Raw genomic sequence first — 25,236 nt, forward strand, 5'->3', positions numbered from 1 at the left:
ATTGATTTTCAGAATGTGAGTTAGTAGCCTGGGTTTTGGGTAACATCCGGATCTGATTGGATATCCGACAACGGAATAGGGAATAAATAGCGATTAGGGTTAGTGATGCCTAAAACCACCCCGGCTCGTCCGGTTCGCACCAAATCGAACCAGCGGTGTGCCTCAAAGGCAAATTCAACACTGTTTTCATCTTCTATTGCCTGCAGCAGGTCGGCCTGTGTGGTTGCTGTAGTTGGCGCCAGGCCTGCACGATCGCGAATAATGTTAAGATCTGATGCCGCGCTATTGGCACCGGTAAGCTTACCCTGTTGGGCACGGGCCTCGGCACGGATAAGGTAGAGTTCAGCTATTCGGATAACATACGACGGATCTGTACTGGTAGCTACGGTGTTATACAAAACACCATAAACACTTGGGCTGGTGCCGGCTATAAGTGCGTTGCGCGAGCCGCCGATAAGTGGATTGTTTAGTTTAGCCACAATACCATCTGATGGCTTCAGTGTAAACGACCCACCCGAAGAGCTTGGGTACCAGCTGCTCCAGTACCCGTTCTTATCATTAGCCGAGAAAGTAAGTTCAAATACGGATTCGGTAGTAAGGAAAGGAGACGCAAAGAATGATTTGTAAGGTTTAACCAGGGCATACTTGGTGTTTGCAATTACCTGTGTTGCGTATGCTTCAGCGTCTGCCCATTGTTTGCGGTACAGGTGCAGACGCGCGCGCAGAGCACGTGCAGTGCTTTTTTGCGCACGGTTACGGGTAGTGGCATCTTCGGGTAGTAACTGCTCGGCTTGGGTAAGATCGGCCAATACCTGATCGTAAGTTTGATCGAGGGTGCTTCGCTTTATACCTTTTAATCCGTTTAGGTCGGTGGTTGGTTTCAACTGCAATTGTACACCGCCCCAGCCACGTGCCAAATCGAAATAGGAGAGCGCACGGATAAAGTATGCTTCGCCCAAAATTTTCGTCTTTTCAGCGGAGGTAAGCAAAGGGTCATTTACCGCCGGTACATAGGCAATAACACTATTAGCAGAATTTATGGCCCGATAGATGCCCTGGTAGGTTGCAACGGTAATTACGTTATCTGTCGGTATAGCGTCCTGGTCCAACTGTAGGTATTCGCTTAACGTACCGTTGAAAATTACATTATCGGCAGTGATGGTCCCCAGCGTTGGGTAGTTGGCCGCGTAATAACTTTGAATGCGATCATAAGCTCCAATTATCGCCGCACGTGCTGTGCCCGCATCTACAATGGCGTCCTCGGTTGCAATGGCATTATTGGGCTTCTCGTCCAGGTATTTTTTGCAGGATACTGATGCCGAAAGTATGATCAGTAATAAGCTATATAGATATATCTTTTTCATGGCTTTAATTATAAGGTTACGTTAACACCTACTTGAATGGTACGTGGTTGAGGCACTGTGGCCCAATCGTACCCCGCGGTATTCTGATTGGCACTTTGTGAACTTACTTCCGGGTCCAGGCCATCGTAGTGGGTAAAGGTGAGCAGGTTGGTTGCTTGCAGGTAAATTCTCGCCCGGCTTACGTCAATACTTTTAGTTAGGGCCGATGGGAGAGTATAACCGAACGTGAGTGTTTTAAGGCGTATAAATGAACCGTCTTGCAGGTAGCGACTACTTAAGCTCGCCACATTACCGCCATAGTTATTTGCCGAACCGCCATTTTGGTCTGGATTGCCGCTATAGGTGGTCATTCTTGGGATGTCGGTAACCTGTCCCGGTGTTGTCCAACGGTCTAGCTGGCGAGGTACAAAACCGATGTTTGCTTGTGTACCGCCATGGATCATAAAGAAATCGTTCATGTTCATGATCTTATTACCCTGCTGGAAATAGAAGAAGAAGTTGAGATCGAAATTTTTATAATTCAGATTATTAGTAAACCCACCTGTAAACTTCGGCAACGCGTTACCCACAATCTGCCTGTCAGCCGAAGTGATCTTGCCGTCTTTGTTTACATCGTCATAAATGGCATTACCTGTTTGTGGGTCTACAGACAATTGCTTGTAAAGCCAGAATGAGTTAACAGGATAACCCTGGCGTAGGAGGGAAATATTACGGCCCGAAGCACCTTGTGCAATATCCGAAGCCAGTTTTTCAATCTTATTAGTATTAAATGAGATGTTAAAATCAGTGGTCCATTTAAAGCTGGTTGTGTTAATGTTTAAAGAGTGTATGGCAGCTTCAAATCCTTTGTTCCGTACCGCACCATAATTTTGCAGGTAGCTGGCGAAGCCGGAACGGTAGGGCACAGGTACATTCAGCAAAAGGTCATAGGTATATTTATTATAGTAGTCGAAGTTAATGGTCAGCCTCCTTTTAAGAATGGTAAACTCGGTACCGATATCTATTTGTCTGGTAGTTTCCCAGGTTAGGTCGGGATTAGCCAATTGCGAAGGCGCTGTACCAGCATTCTCCAGGTAGTTGGCACCGGACGACCACAGGCCTAAGGCTGCATAGGAACCAATGCCGTTTTGGTTACCAGATAAACCAATGCTTCCGCGAAATTTCAACTCATCAAAAAAGTTGAGTTTCTTGATAAAATCCTCCTGACCGGCGCGCCAGGCAATACCGCCGGATGGAAAATAACCCCATTGCTTGTTTTTGCCGAATTTTGACGAAGCGTCTGCACGTATACTACCGTCGATAATATATTTATCGTCATAAGCGTAGCTTGCTTTGCCAAAAAACGATACCAGCTTAGAGGTTTGCTGAGTTGAAGTGCCAGAGCGGGTAGCTGCCGAGCTTACGGAAGTTAGGCTGTTGGTGGCAAACCCGGTGCCGCTGCTGCCCGTAGAATTATTGGTGACAGTATTCAGGGTATTGCCTATCAGGGCATTAATATTATGCCTGTTGTCCCGGCCGAAAGATTTGATATAGGTTAAAACCTGTTCATTAGTGTAAACATAGTTTTGGGTGATAGACGATGTAGCAGAGCCGTTTGTTGCGATACCTGCGCTGATGAGCGTATTGGCATAGCTGTTATAATTTTCGGTTTCGCCGTCTATGCTCCAGCTGCTTCGTAATTTTAAGTTTGGCGTAAAAGAATATTCGCCAAATAAATTGCCAATGGTGCGCCAACCGATACTGGTATTATCAAGATTATTGATTAGCGCCAGGTGGTTGTCGAAACTGCCATACCGGGCGTAGGTTCCATCAGCGTTATAAACGGGCAGATACGAGCGCACAAATAGAGCAGAGTTGATAACGCCCTGGGGGTTGTTGTCGCTACCACTCAAGTTGCGGTCAGACCGGCTGATGTTAATGCTGGTACCAACTTTTAATTTGCTGGTTATGTTATTATCGTAATTAAGACGGCCTGTATAACGTTTATAGTTAGATGGCTTAATAATAGACTCTTGATTTAGGTATCCCAGCGCTACATAATAATCGCTGTTTTCGGTACCGCCTTGCGTAGAAAGATCATAGCTCTGTGAGCGTGCAACTTTGAATAGATCATCCGTACGATCGTAAGTAGGTTGAGAAGCCGGATCAGCGATCAACCCGGTAGGAGCGGTGTTATTTTCTGCCGCGGTATTGATCTTAGCCTCATTTGCAAGCAACGCTGTTTGGGGGCCGTCGGTAACCTCAAACTTTTTAATTGCCGAAGACCAGCCCTGGTACGTATTAAAGTTGATCTTTCCTTTTGTATTGCGCTTGCCGCGTTTGGTGGTTACAATAATAACACCATTAGCCCCTAATGATCCGTAGATGGCTGTAGCATTAGCATCTTTTAACACTTGTATGCTTTCGATGTCGTTCACATTCAAATCGGCAATTGGGTTGGAGCCGGATTGGTTACCAAATGACGTAACCGGGTCGTTATTGCTTAGAAAAACACCATCGACGATATAAAGCGGGTCTACCGAAGCATTAATAGAGTTGTTACCACGTACGCGGAAAGTAATACCTCCGCCCGGAACGCCAGAATTGGTGAGCACTTGCACACCGGTAGCTTTACCCTGTAGTAATTGGTTAAACCCGGCTGCTGGCTGGTCTTTTATCACATCACCGCTTACACTGGTGATAGAACCTGCAATGTATTTGCGTTCCTGAGTACTGTAACCCGTAATTACCACATCATTTAACTGGCTGATATTTTCTTTAAGCAGCACATCTATCGGGCTGCCAGTTGCCACAACTTCTTGGGTAAGGTAGCCGGTATAGCTTACCACAATGGTGTAGGGGAGTGCCTGGCCGGTAACCAGGGTAAATTTCCCCTCATTGTCGGTCGAAACGCCGTTGGTAACCCCTTTAATGCGGATTACCGCACCGGGAAGGGGCTGTTTATTTGCTGCGTCGAGTATGCGGCCGGATAGCCTCGACTTGATAGTAGGTTGTGTTTGTGCCCACGTTAACTGAGTTACGGTTAGGCACAGAAAGAGTAACGCACTTATTTTGTAAATGTGCTTCATGACATTAAGTTTTGATTTTGAGCAATACAAATGCTTGCCGCGGAGCAGCTACATTTTTAAATTTTGAGCAAATTGAGGGAGTTGTTATCCGTTAGATAACGGGGAGATCAACAACAGCAGTTGTTGCACATGACGGCAGGAATGCTTTTGTATAAAGAAGTAGTAAGTGCAGAATTAAGTCGTAAAAGACTCTGATTTCCCTGTCGGGAAATACGATAGAGCGAAAGTTGTTTCGGGTTCATTTTGATAATGTATATAAAATCTATAGAAATAGTAGACAAAAAAACTAAATTTAATTGAGGTATGCAAGTTGTTTTAAAATAAATCGCAAAAAGACCACATTTTTCGATCCTTATTTTGTTGGAAATGAGATAAAACAAAAAAGCCGCAAATCTCTCCGCGACTTTCTTGCTTTATAGCTTCGGATCAAACACTAATTTTGGCATCTATGATTGTCTCTGCAAAGCGTTCCATTTCTTCTAATTGAGGGCTGCATTGCAGCAGAAAGAAATCGACGCCCGCTTTTTCAAATTCGGCCACACGGTCTTGCACCTGCCACGGCGTGCCGGTTAAACCAGAACGCAAGCCACGGTTGGACACCGAATAATCATATAAAGATACCTGCTGCTCTAACTGCGTACCGGATAACCATTGCTGATAATTCTTGTATCCCGAGCTGCCTTCCTTAACATTAGTTATGCGTTCGATCTCGTGTTTTACTTCCTGTTCCGAATTGCGAATGATGCTGTAAGCCGCTACACCATACTTCATAGGAGGCAAACCTTTTTTATCACGTCTCTCGCGCATGTCGGCAATACGCTTTCCAATCAGTTCGGGCGAATCGCCGTGCATAACATAGCCATCACAGGTAGAAGAGATCAAGTCTTTAGCGGCTTCAGATTCTCCCCCGGCGTATATAGGTGGGCGAGGATCGGAAACTGGTTTGGGTTGCAGCACATTATCTTTTACCTGGTAATATTTTCCTTCAAAATTAAAGTGATCCTGTTTCCATAAATGATCTACAATATTAAGCCACTCTGCTGTACGTGCATAACGGTCGTCGTGTTGTTCAAAAGCTATCCCGTATTTCTCCGCTTCGTCCTTCCACCAGGAAGATACTACGTTTAGTGAAAGTCTACCTCCACTAATGTGATCGATATTTGCAGCCTGCTTAGCGAGCTGAGCAGGGTTATGGAATGTGGGCCTTACGGCTACCATCAACTCCTGCTTTTCTGTAACGGCGGCCAGCGCCGCAGCTGTCGACCATGCATCAAGCGAGTCAACCTCCTCACCTTTAATATCATTTAGGTATAATTCTGCAATTAGCGCCAGGTCAAAGCCGATTTGTTCGCTTTTAACGGCCAATTTTTTTACGTAATCCCAGGTTGGCTGCATTTGTTCGTCGTCAACGTTGCGCAGCCAGCCGCCAAATACAGGCAGCCAATAGCCATATCTCATAGGTAAAAATTAAAAGGTTAAAGATTCATTTTTGGTGAGTTGTGTTGCCAACTGTTGTTCTATAAAATCTACCAGTTTCTCGTGCGGATTAAAGCCAATCACATTTACTGCGTCGGCAACGAAATTGGATAGCGCGTTTACATCATAGAACAATATTTCCCCATCGCGGTCGTCTATGATGTATTCAATACCGCCCACATCAATTTTGCTGTGTTGCATAATGGTTTCAATTTGATCAATAACCTCTTGTGGCGGTGTATAAGCCTCCACCCTGAGGCCATTCTTAGGGGCATCAACCGCGCAGGCGTTTCGTACCAGTTCTGTTCCTGCAGTAGTCTGGCAGATGTCGGCAGGGCAAAGGTTAAAGCTTTCACCATTGGTGTAAACACGGATAGCATATAGGTATTTACCGCCGAGTGTTTCTACCCTGGTTATATACCCGCCTCGCGATGGAATAAACTCCTGAACCAGCGCTGTATGATCGATGCCCAAATCGATTTGATTATTGCCGATCGCCTCGCGAACTTCCTCTATCGAATCGAACTTCTCGATACCGGCTCCGCTGCCTCCAATATTGGCTTTAACTACTATCGGAAAACGCAGTCCCTTTTTTGCTTCTTCGATCTGCGAAACATGGTTAATTACACTGGCTTTAGGGTATTTGATACCCAATTTTTGTAGTAATTGCAGCTGAAGAGCTTTGGAGGTCTCGTAGGTGAAGGCTTGGTATCCGTTCAACACCTTTACGCCCTGATCTTCTAAATGTTTAAGATAGTTAAGGGTATAGAAGGTGCCCTGTACGCCATCCCGCAAATAGGCTGACGGGCTCATCCTGTTAAAGAAGACACTGAATTCAGGTCTCGGTTCGTCGATCCGATAGTTATGTTGTGTTGGATTTACCGTTTCAAAAGGTATGCTCCGTTTTTCGAGTTCTGTAAAAAGAGGCTTGAACCAATCCGGGTGCTCATGTGATATAACAAGTGGATTCATGATGAATAATAATTAGTAGTTTTTGATAATGTATATGGGCGACACTGTAGCGGATACCGCTAAAGTATGTGGCTGCGATCTTGTAAATAATTATGGGCAAGTTGCGGTTGCTGGGTGTATATTAATGTTTCATCGCTACCGTGATATGTTGCATACCAACGCACGGCACCAGCCATATCCCGTGCATCGTCGGGTTTTATAGCAATAGTTTCAAAAGCCAGCATCTCATCCCCAATAAGGCAATACAGCTGAACCTCGCGTGGGGTAGGTATCCAGCTGTAACCGTTTAATCTACACACCCGGATACGCAGACCCGATCCTTGCGCATAAATAATATCTCCATCGGGGCATCGCTGGCTGCTCGTGATCCAGAATATTTTTTCTCTCATAATAACTAAATGCTTCAGTAGATATGGGACAAATCTATATAAATTATATAAAATCTATAGACTTAGTAGAATAAATTTATATTTGCAACGATTCTTTTTTTAATTCTATCGGTTATGGCGAGGGAATGTGTTGCAAGGAATTGATTGCCATAGAGTATGAAGGCTCACGGCTCATAATATAAGGTGGTGAGTTTGATCAACCTTCGGACAAGGATTATCGACAAGCCTGTTTGGCGATTGATTATGATATCGTTGTCACCATGGTTAATTCTGGCCTTGTTATGAAATTTTACTTTTTAAAGGAACAAACAAAATATGTTGTCAAAGAAAGCTAAGTATGTTATCAAAACGTTGATCCTGCTTGGCAAGCAAGCAGAGGGTGTGCTTTTATTAGGCTCACAGATTGCTGAAATGGAGAATATCCCTAAAAAGTCCTTGGAAAGTATTTTAGTGGAATTGAAAAAAGCCGGTTATATATTTAGTAAAAAGGGTACTGGTGGGGGATATCTTCTCGCTAAACCCCTAACAGAAATTTTTTTGATTGATGTGGTGCGCTTCGCCGACGGCCCCATTGCGCAGGTCTCGTGCGCCAGTGCGTTTCATTACCGTCGTTGTGAAGAGTGTTCGGTTGAAGAAACCTGTAGTATCAGGGACCTCTACCTCGAAATTTGGGCTGCAGACGTCAAAATTTTATCCAGTACCAGTATTGCTGATATGATTAAAAAAGAGGTAAGCCTGTCGAAAAAAATGGAGCTTGTTTTAAGTTGAAACCCAGCTAATGCTATTAAGATATTCTGAAGTTACAATAGCCCACATGGCATGCACCATGCGGGCTATTGCTTTATTAGAAATTGTCTGCCTCAATAATGGCGTCGGCAAAAGCTTGTGGCGCTTCTTGCGGCAAATTATGGCCTATGCCACCACTAATGGTGTGATGTGCATATTTGCCTTTAAATTTGGCGGCGTAATTTGCCGGAGCTGGATGTGGCGCACCGTTAGCGTCGCCTTCCAGCGTAACAGTAGGAACGGTGATGGCCGGCGCGGTAGCTAAGACCTTTTCAAAGTCGTCATATTTTGTTTCACCCTCTGCAAGGCCTAAGCGCCAACGATAATTGTGAATTACAATGGCAACATGATCTGGGTTATCAAATGACGCAGCCGATTTTTCGAAAGTAGCATTATCGAATTTCCAGTTAGGAGATGCGGTTTGCCAAATCAGTTTATTAAAATCACGGCGATTGGCCTCGTAACCCTCGCGGCCACGCTCGGTCGAGAAATAGAATTGGTACCACCAGGTTAATTCAACTTTAGGCGGCAGCGGAGTTTTGTTTGCTTGTTGACTGCCGATAAGGTAACCGCTGACAGAAACCATAGCTTTAACGCGCTCTGGCCACAATGCAGCTATAATGTTAGCCGTACGCGCACCCCAATCGAACCCACCGACAATGGCTTTCTCTATTTTAAGGGCGTCCATCAATGCGATAATATCTGCGGCAATGGCAGACTGTTGGCCGTTTCTTGCAGTTTTTGCTGATAAAAATTGAGTGCTGCCGTGGCCGCGCAGGTGAGGTACTATTGCCCGGTAACCTTTGGCCGCCAGCAAGGAGGCTACCTCGGTATAACTATGGATATCATAAGGCCAACCATGTAATAGGATAACAGCAGGACCATTTGCAGGGCCTACTTCAGCGTAACCAACATCGAGCACGCCGGCTTTTATTTGTTTAATCTGACCGAACGATGAGTTGGTAGACAAGGCGGTGCTATTGCTAATTTTCGAAGCAGCTTTGCCTTGTGCTTTTAGCGGGTTCAGTACGCCAAACTCAGCTGCTGCAATGGTAAGTGCAATAGTGTTTAAGAAGCTGCGACGGCCATACTTTGATGTAGTTTCCATAGTTTTTAAGATGATTTTGGGTTAATGATTATCCTGCAGATTGTTTTTTTTCCGGCAGGCACTACAAAAGTAACTTCCCTCCGCGCTGTAGTAATTAACATCGGTATGAACCAGGCAGAATGTTGCTTCAGTTAGACATTCTTGCTCCCGAAAGCGTCAGGAAGAGATAAGGCTCAGACTAAGATACTGTTCCCGATCCGTTCCTTATGAGTTTGCCTATTTAGTCGCCTTTAATTTGGTCTCGCCAAAAAAATGGCAGTATGTTGCGAACCAACGTTATTTCATCAGATTAAATAACCATCAACGAAATAAAGCTGATTTTATACTCTTTGTTTAACTATAAAATATTGATTTATAAGTTTTTGACTATTGGCATGAATGTTTCTTATGTCATTTCGGTACCTGTCATATAAGTCCAAGCATCAGCCTTATTTGTCCATGTACTGGCGTTACAAGTCGGGCTACTTTTGACATGTAATACAATCACAGTTTTTAACATAAATATCATGAACAAATTATTCATCAATATTATAGCAGTCCTTGATCAGTTTGGCAAAAAAGCCATCAGGTTTGGTATAATAGTCGTATTTTTTTGGATAGGTAGCCTAAAGTTTTTTGCATACGAAGCAGATGGTATTGTGCCTTTTGTGGCTAATAGTCCATTTATGTCTTTCTTTTACAATCACCCTAAAGAATATAAGACCCACAAAAATAAGGAAGGCGAATTGGTGAAAGCCAATAGAGATTGGCAGGAGCAAAATAATACCTATGGCTTTTCTAAGGGTTTGGGATTATTTCTTATCTCGTTGGCAATATTCGTAGCCCTTTATAAAGTAGCCCCACTACCAAGTATGATAGCCAGTTTGCTGGTCGCGCTGATGACGCTTGGTACCCTATCTTTTCTTATTACCACGCCCGAAGCTTGGGTACCCAAGCTGGGAGGTGAGGACTGGGGCTTCCCATTTCTATCAGGAGCAGGTCGATTAGTAATTAAAGACCTTGTGATATTTGGCGGCGCTGTTATCACCGCGAGCGAATCCGCCCGGATCTATTTAAGTCGTAAATCAAAATAATAAAAACTATAAAAATGAAAAAAATAGCAGTTCCAACAGCGGAGCAAGTCAGTGCCGAATCACAGGCAATATTTGAGCAGCTGCAAAAAAGATTAGGTAAAGTACCAAATCTTTATGCTACAGTAGGTTACTCGGCTAACGCATTAAAAGGATTTCTGGAATTTGATGCTACACTAAGTAAAGGGGCTTTTAATGCTAAAGAACGAGAGTCCATAGCATTGGCGGTATCCGAAGTTAACCGTTGCGAGTATTGTTTAGCAGCTCATACAATGTTGGCCATAAAAAATGGATTGACCACGGACGATACCCTAGCCGTGCGTCGCGGGCAGGTTGCCGACGCCAGGCTTAATGCCATTGTGCAACTGGCAAAGTCAATTGCCGAAACTAAGGGTAAACCGGGCGAAGGACTAGTTGATAACTTTTTCAACGCTGGTCTTGATGAAGCCGCGTTAATGGAACTCATTGGCTTGGTTACCGTGCGGATATTTACCAATTATGTATTTGCTATTACCAACGTTCCGGTTGATTTTCCGGCGGCGCAGGTACTATAACAACATATAACCAAAGTTAAATATGAATTCGAGAGGAATTATCATTCGGGAAAGTAAGCTTACTGTAAAAGCAACCATCGATCATTTAGAATCAAAACTAAAGCAGAACGGGGTTACAGTTTACGCTCGTATCAATCAACAGGCGGAGCTAAGCAAAAATGGAGTGAAGATAGATCCGCTCGAATTTATCATGTTTGGCAACCCGGCTAAGGGAGGGTTGCTGATATCTGCCAACCCTGTTACGGCGCTCGACCTGCCGCTCAAGGTAATAGCCTGGCAGGATGATAAAAAACGGTTTGGGTAGCTTATAACGAGGCATCGTACATTCTTGAAAGATACTCGCTCGACTCAGGCCTCTCACAGGTTATCGATATAGATAGTTTGGTGGTTAACTTTCTAAAGCAATAAAATCATTTTTTACCTAATCTAATTTCTTCCTCATGCATAGCATAAACCAAATTAGCACCCCGTCAACAGAAGAGCAGAAATTCGAAATAGCGAACACTTTCTTAACCGCCATGCGTGGTAACGATTGGTCGCTGATGCGTACGCTTATGGCCGAAGATGTAGTGTGGACACTTCCGGGAACCAGTTTACTATCCGGGCCAGCTAAAGGGGTAGACCCAGTGATCAACAGAGCGCAATCCTTAAAAAAGTTTGGTGTAATGTTTCAGTTGCAGCATATCCTCTACGGCATGGAGGGCGTAACCCTGTCATTACATAACACTGCAAGCCGGGAAGATTTAATTCTCGACGAATATGTTGCAATTATATTCCTGTTGGAAGAAGGTAAAATATCATCCATTACCACTATGCTTTCTGATGTAGAAGGTATAAATAACTTTTTTGTTCCGGGTATAATTTGAGTTAAAGGAAGCGCAATTAAAACAATTATTGATATTACTATGAAAACCTTAAAAAACTCTTTTAAAGTTATTTATTCTTTAGTAGGGCTACTGTTAATTGCAGCAGGCGCTAACGCACAGCAGCACAATAATGATATACCAAAACCCAAGTTGCTTACCGTAGATAAAAGCCTTACTAAAGCTGAAGCCGACCAACTAATGCAAGCCAGCCTGATGTTTTATGCTTTCTGGAATACCGGAAATGAAAAATATCTGAGACAGGCTGTATCGGCTGATTTTCACGACAATACCTTGCCCGATGGCAGGCCTCAAGGCTATAAGGGCATTCCGTTTGCATCAGCAAATTTTAGGAAAGCGGTGCCCGATTTGCGGTGTAGCGTAGAAGACCTCATTATAACAAAAGACAAGGTGGTTTGCCGCCAAATCTATACCGGCCATAACACGGGTGCAATTATGAGGCATAAGGCATCGGGAAAAGCTATACAATTTTTTGCTATTGACATTTTGCATATCCGCAAAGGCAAAATCTATGAAGATTGGCACCTCGAAGATAATCTGAACTTTTTATTGCAAACGGGAGTTGTAAAACTTTAACAACATTCTTTTAAAAACTAAGATGCGTTTGAAGGAAAGAAAGATCCCGATTCAGCAGGAGTGCGGATTGGATTTGATAAGAGAAGTGTTATTTGGCAAATGGAAAATTCATCTTCTATATTATATCGGCCAGGGCATAATGCGCCCTGGCCAGTTACATAAAGAAATCCCTGAGGCTTCCAGGCGGGTAGTTAACATGCAGCTAAAGAGTCTTGAGGAAGATGGCTTTGTTTCAAAAACGATTTATGATCAGAAGCCGCTGAAGGCGGAGTATCGCCTCACCTATATTGGCTTTTCTGTGTTGCCCATTATTACCGCCTTTGGCAATTGGGGCGATAACAATAGGGAACATCTGAAAAGGGTTATTTCACAAAAGGTTAACTTTCTGTAAGCGTTATTTGATTTCGAGTTCGGCAATTAAACCATTGTTGATTTTAAAACGCTGATCAACATCAATCGGGTTTTTACCGGGGAAACTTCCCGACAGTGTCGTAGTAACAACGAACCCGTTCTCAATTTCTATTATCTGTTTGGCCTCCATTCTAAAATCATAGGCCTTATGTATTTTGGTTTGCCAATTTACAATTTCTTCAACGCCTGCGTACTTGGCGCCCTCGTCTTTAACCACCGCATCTTTCGCAAAAAGAGAAGCAACAGTAGAGATATCTTTAGCGTTTGAAGCGGTTATATACGCGGCAATTATCGTGGGAATTTCCGTTTTCATGTAGCTGTAAATTAAATGGTAGGCACGCTACCGCCGTCAATAGTAAACTCACCACCGTTAAGGTAAGCCGCGCGGTCTGAAACCAGAAAGGCAACCAGCTCTGCAACTTCAGCAGGTTCGGCAGGTCGGTTCATAGGTATGCCACCTAACGAGTCCATAATGGTTTTCAATGCAGCTGTTTTATCTCCGCCATTTTGTTTAGCGATATTATCGATCATACCTTGTGCGCCATCAGTATTGATAAAGCCGGGTGCCACAGAATTTACGCGGATACCCTTTGGTGCCAGTTCTTTCGAAATAGCTTTGCTATAATTGGTTAGCGCTGCCTTAGCTGCGGCGTAGGCTATAGTTGCTTCCCATAAAGGCATTTTTCTTTGGATGGAAGAAATATGCAAAATAACCCCCGATTTCTGTTGGAGCATTTGAGGTAAAAATCCTCTGTCTAGTCTTACTGCTGCCAGCAGGTTTTTGTTTAATGCATCTTGCCAGTCGTCATCGGTTAATACCATAACGCCACCGCTTGGGGCTGATGAGCCGCCCAGTGTGTTGATGAGTATATCGATGCTCCCCAGGCGTTTTTGTGTTTCTGCAATGAGCTTTTGAGTACCTTCCACTGTTGTGATATCTGCTTCAATGAATTGTTCGGGCTTAATACCTTCGGAAATGGAGCGAGCTGTAGTTACTATGCTGGCGCCGACTTTCAGCAGTCGGTCAAATATGGCTCGGCCCGCACCTTTAGTACCGGCGGTTACCAAAATGCGTTTACCGGCAAATTCTTTTTCGTCGATCTTTAAATATGCTTTTTGTTCCATGGTAGTCGTAGTATTAATTAAAATACAAAGTTGGCGGATTGGGGGAGAAGGGTCAAGTAGGGAGAAATTTCTCCCTACTATTTTGTCTTTTTTGTCAACCTTAATGTTCTATATCGATAACTACTTTGCCCTTAGCGCCGTTCATATGCGCGTATGCTTCTTCAACAGTGTTAAGCGTAAAAGTTCCAGGGGCAACATTGGGTGTTAGCTGGCCATTGTCAATTAGCTTGGTAGCCTCTTGCAGTATTTCTGCGTGATGTGCACGGCCTTTGCCCGAAATTAACGGATATAAAGTAAACACCCCCGAATAGGTTGCACCACGGAAAGAAAGCGGTGCTAAAGAGTGCGAACCCCAACCCAATATGCTAATCACATGACCAACATATTGTTTAGCTGCCTTAAATGATGCGTCTAACACTTCGCCACCAACAGTATCCAGTACTACGTCAAACCCTTCGCCATGGGTATATTTGTCCACGTATTCTTCTACTGAAAGGTTCTTGTAATCAATAGGAATAGCCCCATAGCCAGTTATCAGGTCGACTTTTGATGGATCAACTGTAGTATACACCTCAGCACCGAGTGCCTTGGCAATTTGTACTGCAATATGCCCAACGCCGCCGGCCCCGCCATGTATCAACACCTTTTTTCCAGGGCCAATGTTGGCCCGGTCCACCAAACCTTCCCATGCAGTAATAAAAACAAGTGGTATTGAGGCTGTTGCTTTCATAGAAAGATTGCGCGGCTTAATAGCCAAAAGCGCTTCGTCTACAGCAGCGTATTCTGCCAACGAACCCGGTACACCGGCTATGCCGCCTGTCATCCCGTATACTTCGTCGCCTGCTTTAAATCGTGTTATGCCTTCGCCAACTGATTCAACCACGCCAGCCATGTCGATACCTAGAATACCAGGTAATTTAGCCTTGGCATGCGCAGCCTGGCCCGCTTTAATCTTCAGGTCGAGCGGATTAACGGCGCTTGCTAATATTTTAACTAATACTTCTCCTTTGCCAGCAAGGGGTTTATCAACCTCTTTTAATAGATAAGGTTTACCAAACTCTTCTAATATGAGTGCTTTCATAACTATTTAATAATCAATTATTATTCGTGACAGAAACTGCGATGTATTTTGGGTCTTGGTTAATTATAAATCAAAGGTAGCCTAGCTAATAATGCCATAACATGGATTAAAAGAGCAAACCTTTGGACAAATGTGACAAGCCAATAAAAAGATTTATCGGCGCAATGATGTTAATAAGTTAAAGGAACGAGTATTACTCGGGCATATCGGCTACGATGGATATTCCGGCCTTTTCGCGGAAGCTTTGCGGAGATACCTGGGTGAATTTTTTGAAGAATCTGCTAAAATAAAATTCGTCTGAAAAGTTGAGGCTGTAAGCTATTTCTTTAATGCTTAACCGTGTAAGGTGAAGTTTTTTCTTAGCCTCCAAAATAATTCGCTCCTGTATCAGTACCGAAGGCGATTTTTTAAAATACCGCGTACACCGTTTACTAAAGTTATTGGGCGTCATAGACAGTAAGTTGGCGTAATCGGTAGGTTTGTGGAGCTGCAGGAAGTGTGTATTCAGTAGCTTGCTAAACTGCTCCATCTGCTCGTCGCGTTCGTTTTGCTGATTTGCTGCATCCATAGAGCGCATTTTGATACTACTTGATTTAGCCAGGAATAATTGGAGAAACGAACGCAAAACAATATCGTCGGCCGGGTTTGCTGTAAATTCTTGCTCCATATCGGCAAGTAACCGCTCAAATGCTAACGCTTCGTGGTTGGTTAGTTTTACGGATGGTTCGATATAAATGTTGTTGAATAAGAGTCCGTTGCAAGATACTTGTGCCTTGTGATATTCTATGCAATAAAAGTCGCCATGAAATTGCAACATTTGATAAGTAAAAGCGCTGTCGGCGCTAATGTGGATCTGTTGTAACGGAGTCGAAAATAAAAGCATTTGACCGGCGAATGGGAAGTTCCCAAAATCAGCATGATAAATGCCGCTGCCCTCCATAATTAAAATTACGGTGTAAAACGGAAAACTTGTCGGTACCGAAAGGTCGTCACTATGTGCTTGTTTCAACCCAAGCAAAACTTCATTATCGGCAGAAAGAATATTCTTCAATTTTTTTCGACTTAATGGTATTACAATATTAATATATCTGTGCTTAACTATTGTTTTTACAGCCTTGATATCTGAACGTCGACAGGTAGTAGCTTATTTGCGGCTCAACCATGCAATATTCGGCTACATCTGTTAATCGATCCCACTATTGGTGTTCACCCTGGTACGGCCCGCAGGTGCCTATTGTTTGTGGTGCCACAATCAACCAAAATCGCAAGTATACATACTAGGAATTCGCATAGTCAAGTAATAATTATGCCAATCTGTAAGGTGTTTATTTTTAGATTTTTAATTCTTTACATGGAGGTTTTAAGCAGCGTTATTTCGTTAATGTGCTTTCTGCCGATGATATATCAGTAAAATTGGTTGCGAGCTTTAATGCTTTCCGTCGAAACCTTTTTTCTGGATAACAGCACTTAAAATAATATAAACTTAACCTGCAATTTTTGATATGTTTGTAAACTAAGTTTAGTTTTGCTAAACATTAGATTGCGTGTACGATTGATGGCTTTAGATTTATCTGTTGAATAAAAGCCAATGCGGGTAGGCGTTAAATTAGAATAGTTGATATTAAAGCAGAACTATGCAAAATAAAACACAAATGGTAGTATTTGATATGGCAGGTACCACCGTAAACGAAAATAACCTCGTTTACAAAACCTTACAGAAAGCAATCAACAAAGCCGGATTTGAAATTTCTCTTGAAGAAGTATTAGCAGAAGGTGCTGGAAAAGAAAAAAAGCAAGCAATACGCTCGATACTTTCGGTATTTGCCGGTGTAGAAGACCCTGCGCTCACAGATCGTATATACCAAAGCTTTATTTTACAGCTTACGGAGGCTTATAAGCGCGAGGAGGTACTGCCACAAAACAATGCCAAAGAGTTGTTTGCCGCATTAAAAGAGCGTAATATACTTACCATTTTAAATACCGGGTACGACAGAACTACAGCTCAGTCCATTATAGATAAACTTGGTTGGAAAGAAGGTGTAGAATTTGATGGGCTAGTGACGGCAACTGATGTGGATAAGAACAGGCCCGACCCAGACATGATTGTATTTGCGATGCAAAGGTTTGGAATTACAAATAGCAATAACGTAGTAAAGGTAGGTGATTCGACTATTGATATTGAGGAAGGCCAAAATGCCGGATGCGGATTAAATATAGGTATCACTACAGGTGCTCATACTGCAGAGCAATTGCAAACCGCTAATCCTGATAAAATAATTGATGATTTGATAGATTTGCTCCCACTTTTAAATTATTGATAATATCAGCAGCTTAACAAGCTCTTGCTTTCACCAGTAACTATTTAGGCTAGTTGGATGAACGAGTTATAATTTAACCCTACTTTAATATCAGTTTGGTATTTTCGGGCTTATTCCTTTCTATGACTGTAATCGCTGCCGCAAAATACAATACGCCTGTAATCAAAAAGAACCAACCCGACGATAGCTTTAATTTCCGGCCTTTGCCGCAGCCAACAGGCAATTATCCTTATCATTTGGCTTTGCAACAGGTTTGCCCAGAAATCGGTGAACAACAAATTGTATTTCATATGGTAGGGGATACAGGAAGCATTCGTAATACCAATTTTCAGCAATTGATTGCGGCAGTAATGGAAGAACAGTATAATGCGAATTTACCTGAAGAACAACCAAAGTTCTTATATCACTTGGGCGATGTGGTATATCTGCACGGCGAGGCCTCGGGTTACAAGAGCCAGTTTTTTAAACCTTTTCATAATTACCCGGGTCCGATTCTGGCTATCGCTGGTAATCACGATAGCGATGTTAACCCAGATAGCCTGGAACGTTACGACAGCCTGGATGCTTTTAAAACGGTGTTTTGCGATACCGTGAGCCGACACGTTATCTTTAGCGGGGAAGATGCCCGGAAGAGTATGATACAGCCAAATGTTTACTGGACCCTGGAGATGCCCCTGGGTACCATAATCGGGCTGCATAGTAATGTGCCGAAGTACGGCGTAATTACCAAGGAGCAAAGAGAATGGTTTATCAATGAACTTCGAACGACCAAATTAAAAAGGCCTGGCAAAGCACTTATTATTTGTTTGCATCATGCCCCTTATTCGGCCGATATAAATCACGGATCGAGTATACCGATGATCGAATTTTTAGAGGGAGCTTTTTTGGAAACGGGCATTAGACCCGATATTGTTTTTAGTGGGCATGTGCATAACTATCAACGATTTGCCAAGACTTATGCCGATGGTTTAGCTGTGCCTTATATTGTTGCCGGCGCTGGTGGTTTTGACGAGCTACATGCTGTCGCATCGAAAGCCGATGAACGTTTCACGGCGAACAGCACCTTATTTGATGGGGTTAAACTTGAGCATTATTGTGATAACAAACATGGCTTTTTAAAGATCAGTATTAAAAAGACCGAAAGTGGAATGGACTTAACAGGCGAATATTATACATTGTCGCATGAAACACAACCAGGCCCTGAACTGACCGCCATATTAGAAGATCGTTTCGTAGTGCATATTTAATAAGGCATCAACTTCTCGTGAACTCCAATAGGTGGGCAATTCAATATACCGGTTACTTAGCTATTGCGAAAAATTTCAATCCTAGAATCCCCGTCATGATGAGTAACATAAAGAAAACTTCAATCCAGGAGATGGACTCCTTAAACCAGAGCACGTCTGCAAGCTTTAAAAGTGCGAGGGTAGCAGCCGTCCAAACGGCAAAGGCGGTTGCGGTTGAGAGCTGTTTAATGGCCAAAGAAAAGAAATAGACGTTTGCTATACCGAAAATAATGTAACCGATAAGCGGTGCAATAACGAGCAGGCCGGTATTGGTTTTATAAAAGTTGCCCCAGCTTAACGACTTAAAATTGCCGAAATTGAGGTACTTAACCGAATAGGTCCAAGCCGTTTCGAAAACTGCAGCTATTATTAAATAAATCCAGGCCAATGGTTATGAGTTAGGATAAGGTTTATGTTGATCAGCGGCGTTGGTGGTATAGGCCTTTTGCAGCTTGTAACGGTTATATTTTAAACGAACAGGGGCTTTGTTCCACCATGCAGCCATTTGTTTTATAATATTGGGGCGAAGGTGGTAGTACTTCTTAAACCACTTGTATTTAAGTAATTTCTGCTCATCAAAGCGTTTTACCGAGAAAGCGTGCTGTAAAAAGTAATCTTTAGGGTAAGCATATCCCAAACCCCAATTCTCAGGTTTATCACCGGGAGCATGGCCGGGGTTATAAACTGTTTTAAACATATAATCCCAAATGGAAAGTTTAGTGCCAAAATTGGCATGAAAAACCTCCTGGTAGTTGGCATGGTGCCATAGATGCAACTCGGGCGAGTTAAGAACGTAACGTAGCTTACCCATTTTAACATTCACGTTTGCATGGATAAACATGCCGAACATCGCATCAAGTAAGGCCTTAATAGGAATTACCTCCGGGGCCGCTCCTAACAAAATGATGGGAGCAAATTCGATTGTTTGGTTAATAATGATCTCCATTACATGCGAGCGAGAACCCGCTAAGAAATCAACTTCTTTTCCCGAGTGATGGGCTTCATGTATTCGCCAGAAAAACTTGTTGCTATGCTGAAAGCGATGAAAGAGATAGATATATAGATCGTGAATCACTACAAAGAATATCACCTGCACGGCTATCGGCCAGTTTTTTACAAACTGAAAATGATCCCAATTAAAATGATGCTGCAACGGAGCGATGATGTAGTCGAAGATCAGGATTTTTAAAAAATAGCTTTGAATCAGCGTATACCATACCAAATCAATCCAAAAGCCTTCCCTGAAAAAGAGAAGGCCTTTACGGTACGGACTGATGCGTTCCCAGGCGATTATGAAAATTACCCAGCAAACCAGTATAGTAGTGGTGATTGTTAGTAGTTTATCCTGTGACATTATTAAATAACAGGTTTCTCTTTATACTCGGGGCTGATGTTTACACGCAGGCGTTTCATCGGGCCAATCTCAGATTCGTATACTTTTTTAACGCCGTCGCCGGCTGCAATTTCCACGTCGCGGATATCCCGTACCATACGTTGAAACCCTTGCGGCTCAACAGATGCTGCATGATCAGATCCCCACATGGCGCGATCGAGCGTGAAATGCCTTTCAACAAAAGTGGCACCCATAGCTACCGCGGCAACAGTGGTTGCCAAACCCGTTTCGTGACCAGAATAGCCGATTGGTATACCCGCGTATTTGGCCTCCAGCGTTTGGATCATCTTTAGGTTTAACTCTTGCGGAGGGCAAGGATAGGCAGAGGTGGCATGAGCGATAAACAACGGATAATTAGGGTCAAATTCATCGATATAAGCCATGGTATCCTCAATCTCTTTCATGGTAGACATACCTGTTGAAAGCATCAGTGGTTTGCCTGTTTCCAGGATCCGTTGAATCAGTTCAAAATCTGTTAACGATGCCGAAGCCAGTTTGTAGATCACGGTATCAAAGCGTTCCATAAAATCAACCGATGGCGCATCCCAGGCAGATACAAACCAGTCGATACCCAGTTTTTTACAGTACTGGTCAATTGCCGCATATTCTGCAATGCCAAATTCTGTTTTGCGCTTGTAGTCGATGTAGGTTATGCGTCCCCAGGGGGTATCGCGCATTAACTCCCATTGGTCTTTAGGTACGCAAATTTCTGGCGTGCGCTTTTGGAATTTAACAGCATCCGCTTTAGCAGCTACCGCTTCGTCAATTAACTTTTTGGCCGTTTCTAAAGATCCGTTGTGGTTAATTCCGATCTCCGCAATAATATAGCAGGGATGTCCCTTACCAATTACCCGGCCGTTGTTTAAGGTAATTGTTCCGTCTTTAACTTTCAGATTGTTCTTAGCGTCGATAATCAGTTCTGCAAACTCCCTGAAACAGCCTTCGCCACCCTTAGCTTCGCAAATAAAATCAGCATATACTTTTACATAAGGCAGCGCATCAGCCGGGCAGGCTGTAAGGCCAGCCAGTTGCATAATCTCAATATCGTTATAATCATCGCCGATGTAGGCAATTTCATGCGGCTCTAAACCAAGGCGCTCTGTTATTTCTTTAAAAATGGCAGGCTTATCTTTAATACCTAAATGTAACTCGGTGATCTGCAATTTTTCTGCACGTTTAACCACTGAAGGCGAGCGTTCGCCGGTGATAATACCAACATTTACACCTGCAAATTTGCGTAGGCGTTCTGCCCCCATGCCATCGCGCATGTTAAATTTTTTAAGGCTTTCACCATGCTCATCATAATAAACACCAGCGTCGGTTAACACTCCGTCGCAATCTGTAAGCAGTAATTTAATGGCCGAAGCCTTCTGTTTTAAAATCTCGTTTATCATAATTAAATTAAAGAGTTTAAATTGCTGTCCAACCACCGTCAATTACCAGGTTAGCTCCCGTCATGTAAGCCGAAGCTTCACTTGCCAGAAATATTAATGCACCCTGATAGTCATTAGCCTGTGCCATGCGGCCCAAAAGCGTTTTAGCTGAATAGTTAGTGATAAAAAATTCATTCTGATTATTCTCTACACCGCCCGGAGAAAGGGTATTTACCCGCACTCCCTGGTTACCCCAGTACGAAGCCAAAAACCTTGTAAAATTGATTACAGCTCCTTTGGTTACGGGGTAAGCGGCCGACTTATAAAAGGTTTGTTCGCCGCACTCGTTACGATAGATGGACTGATCGGGCCCAACCATGCCATAGGTTGAGGCTACGTTGATAATGCTTCCGCTATTTTGTGCGGCCATTATAGCGCCAAATATCTGCGAGCATAAAAACACACCGGTTATATTTACGTCGATAGACTTTTGAAAGGCATCCAAGGGATAATTCTCAAATGCGGAAAGTTCTTTGGCCATTGCCGGGTTTTCGAACATGTCGTTAATAGCGGCGTTGTTTACCAGTATATCTATCGATCCATATTTGTCTACAACGGCATCGCGTACTTTTGTTACTGATGCCTTGTTTGTTACATCTAATGCAATACCCAAATGGTTGTCGCCAAGCTGAGCGGCAAAGGCAACGGCAGCTTCTTCATTTACATCGGCAACCACTACATGGGCACCGGCCTGCGCTAATGCTTCACAATGTTTTTTGCCGATGAGGCCCAAAGCTCCGGTGACAATAGCGGTTTTTCCGTTTAACGAAAACAGGTCCATATTATGCTTCGGCAACTGCCTTTGGTTTAATATTATAGTTGCTTACCTTACGGAAAACGGCTTCCAATACTTCACCTTTTAAATAGCCTTTAACATTGTTGGTTAAAATGGCCTCTTTCACTATTGGCAACACCTCATGATAGGCCGATAAGGTGTAAGCAATATCCTGATCTGTGTGGCTATAACACATGTTATGGAAACCAGCCCATAGTACGCCACGCTTAATCATTTCCTGCTGCATCAGCGTTTTCAGCTCGAGCGCATTACCAGCCTGAGGGGTAAACGTTACCATGCTGCGGCAGTTATAGCCTACGCATTTGGTGTACTGCTCCATGCCGAATAGTTTGGCCAAACTGTTATACCCGTCTTTTAATAAAGCACCTTTTTTATTGAGGTATTGAGGCACATCTTTATCGCGCAGCTCATTAATGGTAGCCACGCATGCCGCTAATGATAAAGCCTCACCGCCGAAGGTGGTATAGCTAAACACTTCCGAGTTAAACAACTCCATTACATCGGCCCTGCCGGTTAATAAGGCGATAGGCATTCCGTTAGCGCAGGCTTTCGAAAAAACAGCCAGATCGGCTTTTACATCAAAATATTCCTGTGCACCTCCTAGAGCAATGCGGAAGCCCGTCCACATCTCATCAAAAATGAGCAGCGTGCCATTTGCTTTGCACGCCTCTGCCAGTTGTTGTAAAAAGCCCGGGGCTGGTGCTTCGAAAATAAATGGCTCCAGTATTAAAGCTGCCACGGTTTCGTCGAGCGCGGCTTTGATGGATTCTATATCGTTATACTCGAAAGTATAGGTCATGTCTTGAATAACCTCAGGAATGCCCGCGTTACGGCTGGTGATGCCGATATACCAATCGTGCCAGCCATGATAGCCACAGCAAAACACTTTATCCCGACCGGTAAAGGCACGTGCGACGCGAATAGCTGCAGAGCAAACATCAGCGCCTGTTTTAGCAATTTTAACGGCTTCGGCATTCGGGATTACCTCTTGTACCAGTTCGGCCAGTTCAACCTCGAGCGGATGCATTAAAGAGAAGGTAATGCCATCTTCTAACTGACGGCGGATTGCCTCGTCGACAGCAGGGTAGGCGTAGCCTAATGAAACCGGGCCGATAGCCGCGTTAAAGTCAATAAACTCATTACCGTCAGCGTCCCAAACGTGAGAGCCCTTGCCCTTTACCAGGTATTTTGGCGCTATGCCTTTAGTAAACTGACCTGGGCCCTTAGCCAGGGTTTGGGTAACAGGTTTCTGGACTTTTAAAGCACGTTGGTACAAGGCATCGGACTCGGCGATGCTTGGGTAATTGTTGGTTAGCTGTATTTTGTTAGCCATGCTAATAATTTATTCTGAAAACTGAGGTGTTAAGACTGGTGGTTGCTGATAGCGGGTTTTATAACCCAATATTTTTTCGGCGATTTGTTTGCCGGTGAACCCTTCGTGCTGCAATACGTCGGGCAATAAAGCCGGTTTAAACCATTTTTCGCTTAAGGCTATCGGAAGCACTCGTGCAGTGGAATAGTATTTCAATAATACCTCGGCTACTATAGTGTATAAGCCTCCGGTTAAAAAATGATCTTCCAGTGTAACCAGCAGCTTGCTTTGCGAAGCTGCATTTAATATCGCTTCCTCATCAACCGGTTTTAAACTGCGCATATTAATAAGGCCGACTGATAAGCCTTCTTTCCTAAGAAACTCAAGCGCAATTAAAGCTTGTTCAAACAATAAACCATAGGTGAGAATAGTTACATCGCTGCCTTCGGCAACAACCTCGGCTTTGCCTATTTCAAATGGGGTATGCTCATAACCGGTTTGGCGTGTATTGATCCGCGTGTAAGCAGGGTCGTCTGATGCCCAGATCTCTGGTAGCATTTTAATCAGGTCGTCTTCATCTGCCGGTGCAAATACGGTGAGGTTTGGAATGCCGCGCATAATCGAAATGTCCTCAATAGCCTGATGTGTTGGCCCGTTGGCGTCTGATAAAAAACCGGGGATAAAGCCGCTTAGCTTAACCGGCAGATTAGCGATACCTACATCTGTACGTACAAATTCGAAAGCACGCATGGTTAAAAAAGCGGCCAATGCATGTACAACAGGTACCCGATCGCGCAAGGCTAAACCTGCTGCTGCGCCAATCATGGTTTGCTCGGTAATGCCGGTATCTATAAAACGTTTGCCTAAAATGCCGGGCAGGTTACGCACCAGCGCACGGTTTTCAGCCGTCATTACAATAATCTGCTCGTCGGCTAAGGCTGTTTGGGTGAGTAGTTCTTCGTATGTCATATTATCTGACAATTAAAGTTTCTGATGTTAAAGATGTAGTGTCGTGGCCATGCAGTTCTAAGAGCAGCTGACCGACTTCCTGCGCAGAAAAATTACAGAACCAGCGGTCTGCGCGCTCCTGTATGCTGGGCAATCCTTTACCTCTGATAGTATCGGCAATTACCACATTCACTTTTCCTTCCTGAAACGGGTAGCTGCTAAAAGCTTGATGCAAGGCATTAAAATCGTGTCCGTTGATACGTTTTACCGAAGCGCCGAATGCTTCAAACTTATCGGCAAGTGGTTCCAAGGGGATCAGATCTTCGGTACGAACATTGGCCTGGAAGTGGTTGCGATCTACTACGAAGATTAGGTTATCAAGCTTATAGGCATTTGCCACCAGCATAGCTTCCCAGCAAGTACCCTCGTTCAGTTCGCCATCGCCGAGGATACATACCACTTTATTACTGCCTCCGCAAATCTTAATATCCATAGCCACACCTACGGCAACCGAAGGTAAATGGCCCAGGGAGCCTGAATGAAATTCGACCCCCTGAATACGGGTATTAGGATGCCAGTAGATAGAATCATCAATAGAAAGATGATTGTCCAGGCGTTCTTTATGAATAATTCCAAGCTCGGCGAGGGTGCCATATAAGGCAGGTACGTCGTGCCCCTTGGATAAGAAAAGATAATCGCGCTCGGGGTCGTTCAAGTTAGCCTGTGTGATATTCAAAAAACGGCCGTACAAATACACAATGAGGTCGACGGCCGAAAGCGACGCGCCGGTAAAACAGCCGCCACCTGTAGACATGCGTATAATATGCGCTCTCACTTTCAAGGCAATTGCCTCTAATTCCTTGTCGTTATAATTATTTTGATGCAC

At 43.7% G+C, this 25,236-nt stretch carries 26 protein-coding genes; 9 read left to right on the plus strand and 17 right to left on the minus strand.

What is annotated here, in order from left to right; all coding sequences use genetic code 11:
* Positions 1-20: 20 nt before the first annotated feature.
* The 5 genes from GSY63_RS10345 to GSY63_RS10365 form a co-directional block, all read right to left on the minus strand.
* A complete protein-coding gene (locus GSY63_RS10345) occupies positions 21-1,364 on the minus strand; it encodes a RagB/SusD family nutrient uptake outer membrane protein (protein WP_166585738.1) in 1,344 nt (447 codons plus the stop codon).
* Between the two features lie 8 nt (positions 1,365-1,372).
* Entirely contained in the window at positions 1,373-4,432 is a 3,060-nt protein-coding gene (locus GSY63_RS10350) for a SusC/RagA family TonB-linked outer membrane protein (RefSeq protein WP_166585739.1), read from the minus strand.
* 426 nt (positions 4,433-4,858) lie between these two features.
* Complete coding sequence (locus GSY63_RS10355; protein ID WP_166585740.1) at positions 4,859-5,890, minus strand: LLM class flavin-dependent oxidoreductase; 1,032 nt, start codon at positions 5,888-5,890, stop codon at positions 4,859-4,861.
* Between the two features lie 9 nt (positions 5,891-5,899).
* Positions 5,900-6,880: an ATP-grasp domain-containing protein gene (locus GSY63_RS10360; protein ID WP_166585741.1), complete on the minus strand. Its 981-nt coding sequence runs from the start codon at positions 6,878-6,880 to the stop codon at positions 5,900-5,902.
* Positions 6,881-6,939: 59 nt separating this feature from the next.
* Positions 6,940-7,269, minus strand: a complete 330-nt coding sequence (locus GSY63_RS10365) for a hypothetical protein (RefSeq protein ID WP_166585742.1) — start codon at positions 7,267-7,269, stop codon at positions 6,940-6,942.
* 315 nt (positions 7,270-7,584) lie between these two features.
* On the opposite strand from GSY63_RS10365, the gene GSY63_RS10370 reads away from it, so the two are divergent.
* Complete coding sequence (locus GSY63_RS10370; protein WP_166585743.1) at positions 7,585-8,037, plus strand: RrF2 family transcriptional regulator; 453 nt, start codon at positions 7,585-7,587, stop codon at positions 8,035-8,037.
* A 76-nt stretch (positions 8,038-8,113) separates the two neighbouring features.
* On the opposite strand, the gene GSY63_RS10375 is transcribed toward GSY63_RS10370, so the two are convergent.
* Positions 8,114-9,163, minus strand: a complete 1,050-nt coding sequence (locus GSY63_RS10375; protein WP_166585744.1) for an alpha/beta fold hydrolase — start codon at positions 9,161-9,163, stop codon at positions 8,114-8,116.
* A 506-nt stretch (positions 9,164-9,669) separates the two neighbouring features.
* On the opposite strand from GSY63_RS10375, the gene GSY63_RS10380 reads away from it, so the two are divergent.
* The 6 genes from GSY63_RS10380 to GSY63_RS10405 all read left to right on the plus strand — a co-directional run bounded on the left by GSY63_RS10380 (position 9,670) and on the right by GSY63_RS10405 (position 12,638).
* Entirely contained in the window at positions 9,670-10,236 is a 567-nt protein-coding gene (locus tag GSY63_RS10380) for a DUF417 family protein (protein ID WP_166585745.1), read from the plus strand.
* A 14-nt stretch (positions 10,237-10,250) separates the two neighbouring features.
* Positions 10,251-10,787: a carboxymuconolactone decarboxylase family protein gene (locus GSY63_RS10385; RefSeq protein WP_166585746.1), complete on the plus strand. Its 537-nt coding sequence runs from the start codon at positions 10,251-10,253 to the stop codon at positions 10,785-10,787.
* A 22-nt stretch (positions 10,788-10,809) separates the two neighbouring features.
* Positions 10,810-11,091 (plus strand): DUF302 domain-containing protein, encoded by a 282-nt coding sequence (locus GSY63_RS10390; protein WP_166585747.1) that lies wholly within the window; start codon positions 10,810-10,812, stop codon positions 11,089-11,091.
* A gap of 136 nt (positions 11,092-11,227) precedes the next feature.
* A complete protein-coding gene (locus GSY63_RS10395; protein WP_208094516.1) occupies positions 11,228-11,653 on the plus strand; it encodes a nuclear transport factor 2 family protein in 426 nt (141 codons plus the stop codon).
* Positions 11,654-11,692: 39 nt separating this feature from the next.
* Positions 11,693-12,247, plus strand: coding sequence for an ester cyclase (locus GSY63_RS10400; RefSeq protein WP_208094517.1), 555 nt, complete (start codon positions 11,693-11,695; stop codon positions 12,245-12,247).
* A 22-nt stretch (positions 12,248-12,269) separates the two neighbouring features.
* A complete protein-coding gene (locus GSY63_RS10405) occupies positions 12,270-12,638 on the plus strand; it encodes a winged helix-turn-helix transcriptional regulator (protein ID WP_166585748.1) in 369 nt (122 codons plus the stop codon).
* A gap of 3 nt (positions 12,639-12,641) precedes the next feature.
* On the opposite strand, the gene GSY63_RS10410 is transcribed toward GSY63_RS10405, so the two are convergent.
* The 4 genes from GSY63_RS10410 to GSY63_RS10425 form a co-directional block, all read right to left on the minus strand.
* A complete protein-coding gene (locus tag GSY63_RS10410; protein ID WP_166585749.1) occupies positions 12,642-12,971 on the minus strand; it encodes a nuclear transport factor 2 family protein in 330 nt (109 codons plus the stop codon).
* A gap of 11 nt (positions 12,972-12,982) precedes the next feature.
* The gene (locus GSY63_RS10415; protein WP_166585750.1) at positions 12,983-13,783 is read right to left on the minus strand and encodes an SDR family oxidoreductase; all 801 of its coding nucleotides are present in this window, start codon (positions 13,781-13,783) and stop codon (positions 12,983-12,985) included.
* A 100-nt stretch (positions 13,784-13,883) separates the two neighbouring features.
* Complete coding sequence (locus GSY63_RS10420; RefSeq protein WP_166585751.1) at positions 13,884-14,864, minus strand: zinc-dependent alcohol dehydrogenase family protein; 981 nt, start codon at positions 14,862-14,864, stop codon at positions 13,884-13,886.
* Positions 14,865-15,057: 193 nt separating this feature from the next.
* The gene (locus tag GSY63_RS10425; protein WP_166585752.1) at positions 15,058-15,915 is read right to left on the minus strand and encodes a helix-turn-helix domain-containing protein; all 858 of its coding nucleotides are present in this window, start codon (positions 15,913-15,915) and stop codon (positions 15,058-15,060) included.
* 583 nt (positions 15,916-16,498) lie between these two features.
* On the opposite strand from GSY63_RS10425, the gene GSY63_RS10430 reads away from it, so the two are divergent.
* Together GSY63_RS10430 and GSY63_RS10435 are read left to right on the plus strand one after the other, a co-directional pair.
* On the plus strand, positions 16,499-17,182 hold the full coding sequence (locus tag GSY63_RS10430) for a phosphonatase-like hydrolase (protein WP_208094518.1): 684 nt from the start codon (positions 16,499-16,501) through the stop codon (positions 17,180-17,182).
* A 122-nt stretch (positions 17,183-17,304) separates the two neighbouring features.
* Positions 17,305-18,429 (plus strand): metallophosphoesterase family protein, encoded by a 1,125-nt coding sequence (locus tag GSY63_RS10435; RefSeq protein ID WP_166585753.1) that lies wholly within the window; start codon positions 17,305-17,307, stop codon positions 18,427-18,429.
* A gap of 52 nt (positions 18,430-18,481) precedes the next feature.
* Here GSY63_RS10435 and GSY63_RS10440 read toward each other — a convergent pair whose 3' ends face one another.
* The 7 genes from GSY63_RS10440 to GSY63_RS10475 are packed head-to-tail and all read right to left on the minus strand — an operon-like array spanning position 18,482 to position 25,236.
* Positions 18,482-18,856 (minus strand): DMT family transporter, encoded by a 375-nt coding sequence (locus tag GSY63_RS10440; protein ID WP_166585754.1) that lies wholly within the window; start codon positions 18,854-18,856, stop codon positions 18,482-18,484.
* Between the two features lie 3 nt (positions 18,857-18,859).
* Positions 18,860-19,822, minus strand: a complete 963-nt coding sequence (locus tag GSY63_RS10445; protein WP_166585755.1) for a sterol desaturase family protein — start codon at positions 19,820-19,822, stop codon at positions 18,860-18,862.
* Between the two features lie 2 nt (positions 19,823-19,824).
* Positions 19,825-21,255 (minus strand): HAD-IA family hydrolase, encoded by a 1,431-nt coding sequence (locus tag GSY63_RS24820; protein WP_243749207.1) that lies wholly within the window; start codon positions 21,253-21,255, stop codon positions 19,825-19,827.
* Between the two features lie 16 nt (positions 21,256-21,271).
* Positions 21,272-22,090: an SDR family oxidoreductase gene (locus GSY63_RS10460; RefSeq protein WP_243749208.1), complete on the minus strand. Its 819-nt coding sequence runs from the start codon at positions 22,088-22,090 to the stop codon at positions 21,272-21,274.
* The gene (locus tag GSY63_RS10465; protein ID WP_166585756.1) at positions 22,077-23,423 is read right to left on the minus strand and encodes an aminotransferase class III-fold pyridoxal phosphate-dependent enzyme; all 1,347 of its coding nucleotides are present in this window, start codon (positions 23,421-23,423) and stop codon (positions 22,077-22,079) included. The genes GSY63_RS10460 and GSY63_RS10465 overlap by 14 nt, the downstream gene beginning before the upstream one ends.
* Before the next feature lie 9 nt (positions 23,424-23,432).
* A complete protein-coding gene (locus GSY63_RS10470; protein ID WP_166585757.1) occupies positions 23,433-24,371 on the minus strand; it encodes a transketolase family protein in 939 nt (312 codons plus the stop codon).
* A gap of 1 nt (position 24,372) precedes the next feature.
* Entirely contained in the window at positions 24,373-25,236 is an 864-nt protein-coding gene (locus GSY63_RS10475) for a transketolase (RefSeq protein WP_317168558.1), read from the minus strand.

The organism is Mucilaginibacter agri (assembly GCF_009928685.1).
Classification (GTDB): domain Bacteria; phylum Bacteroidota; class Bacteroidia; order Sphingobacteriales; family Sphingobacteriaceae; genus Mucilaginibacter; species Mucilaginibacter agri.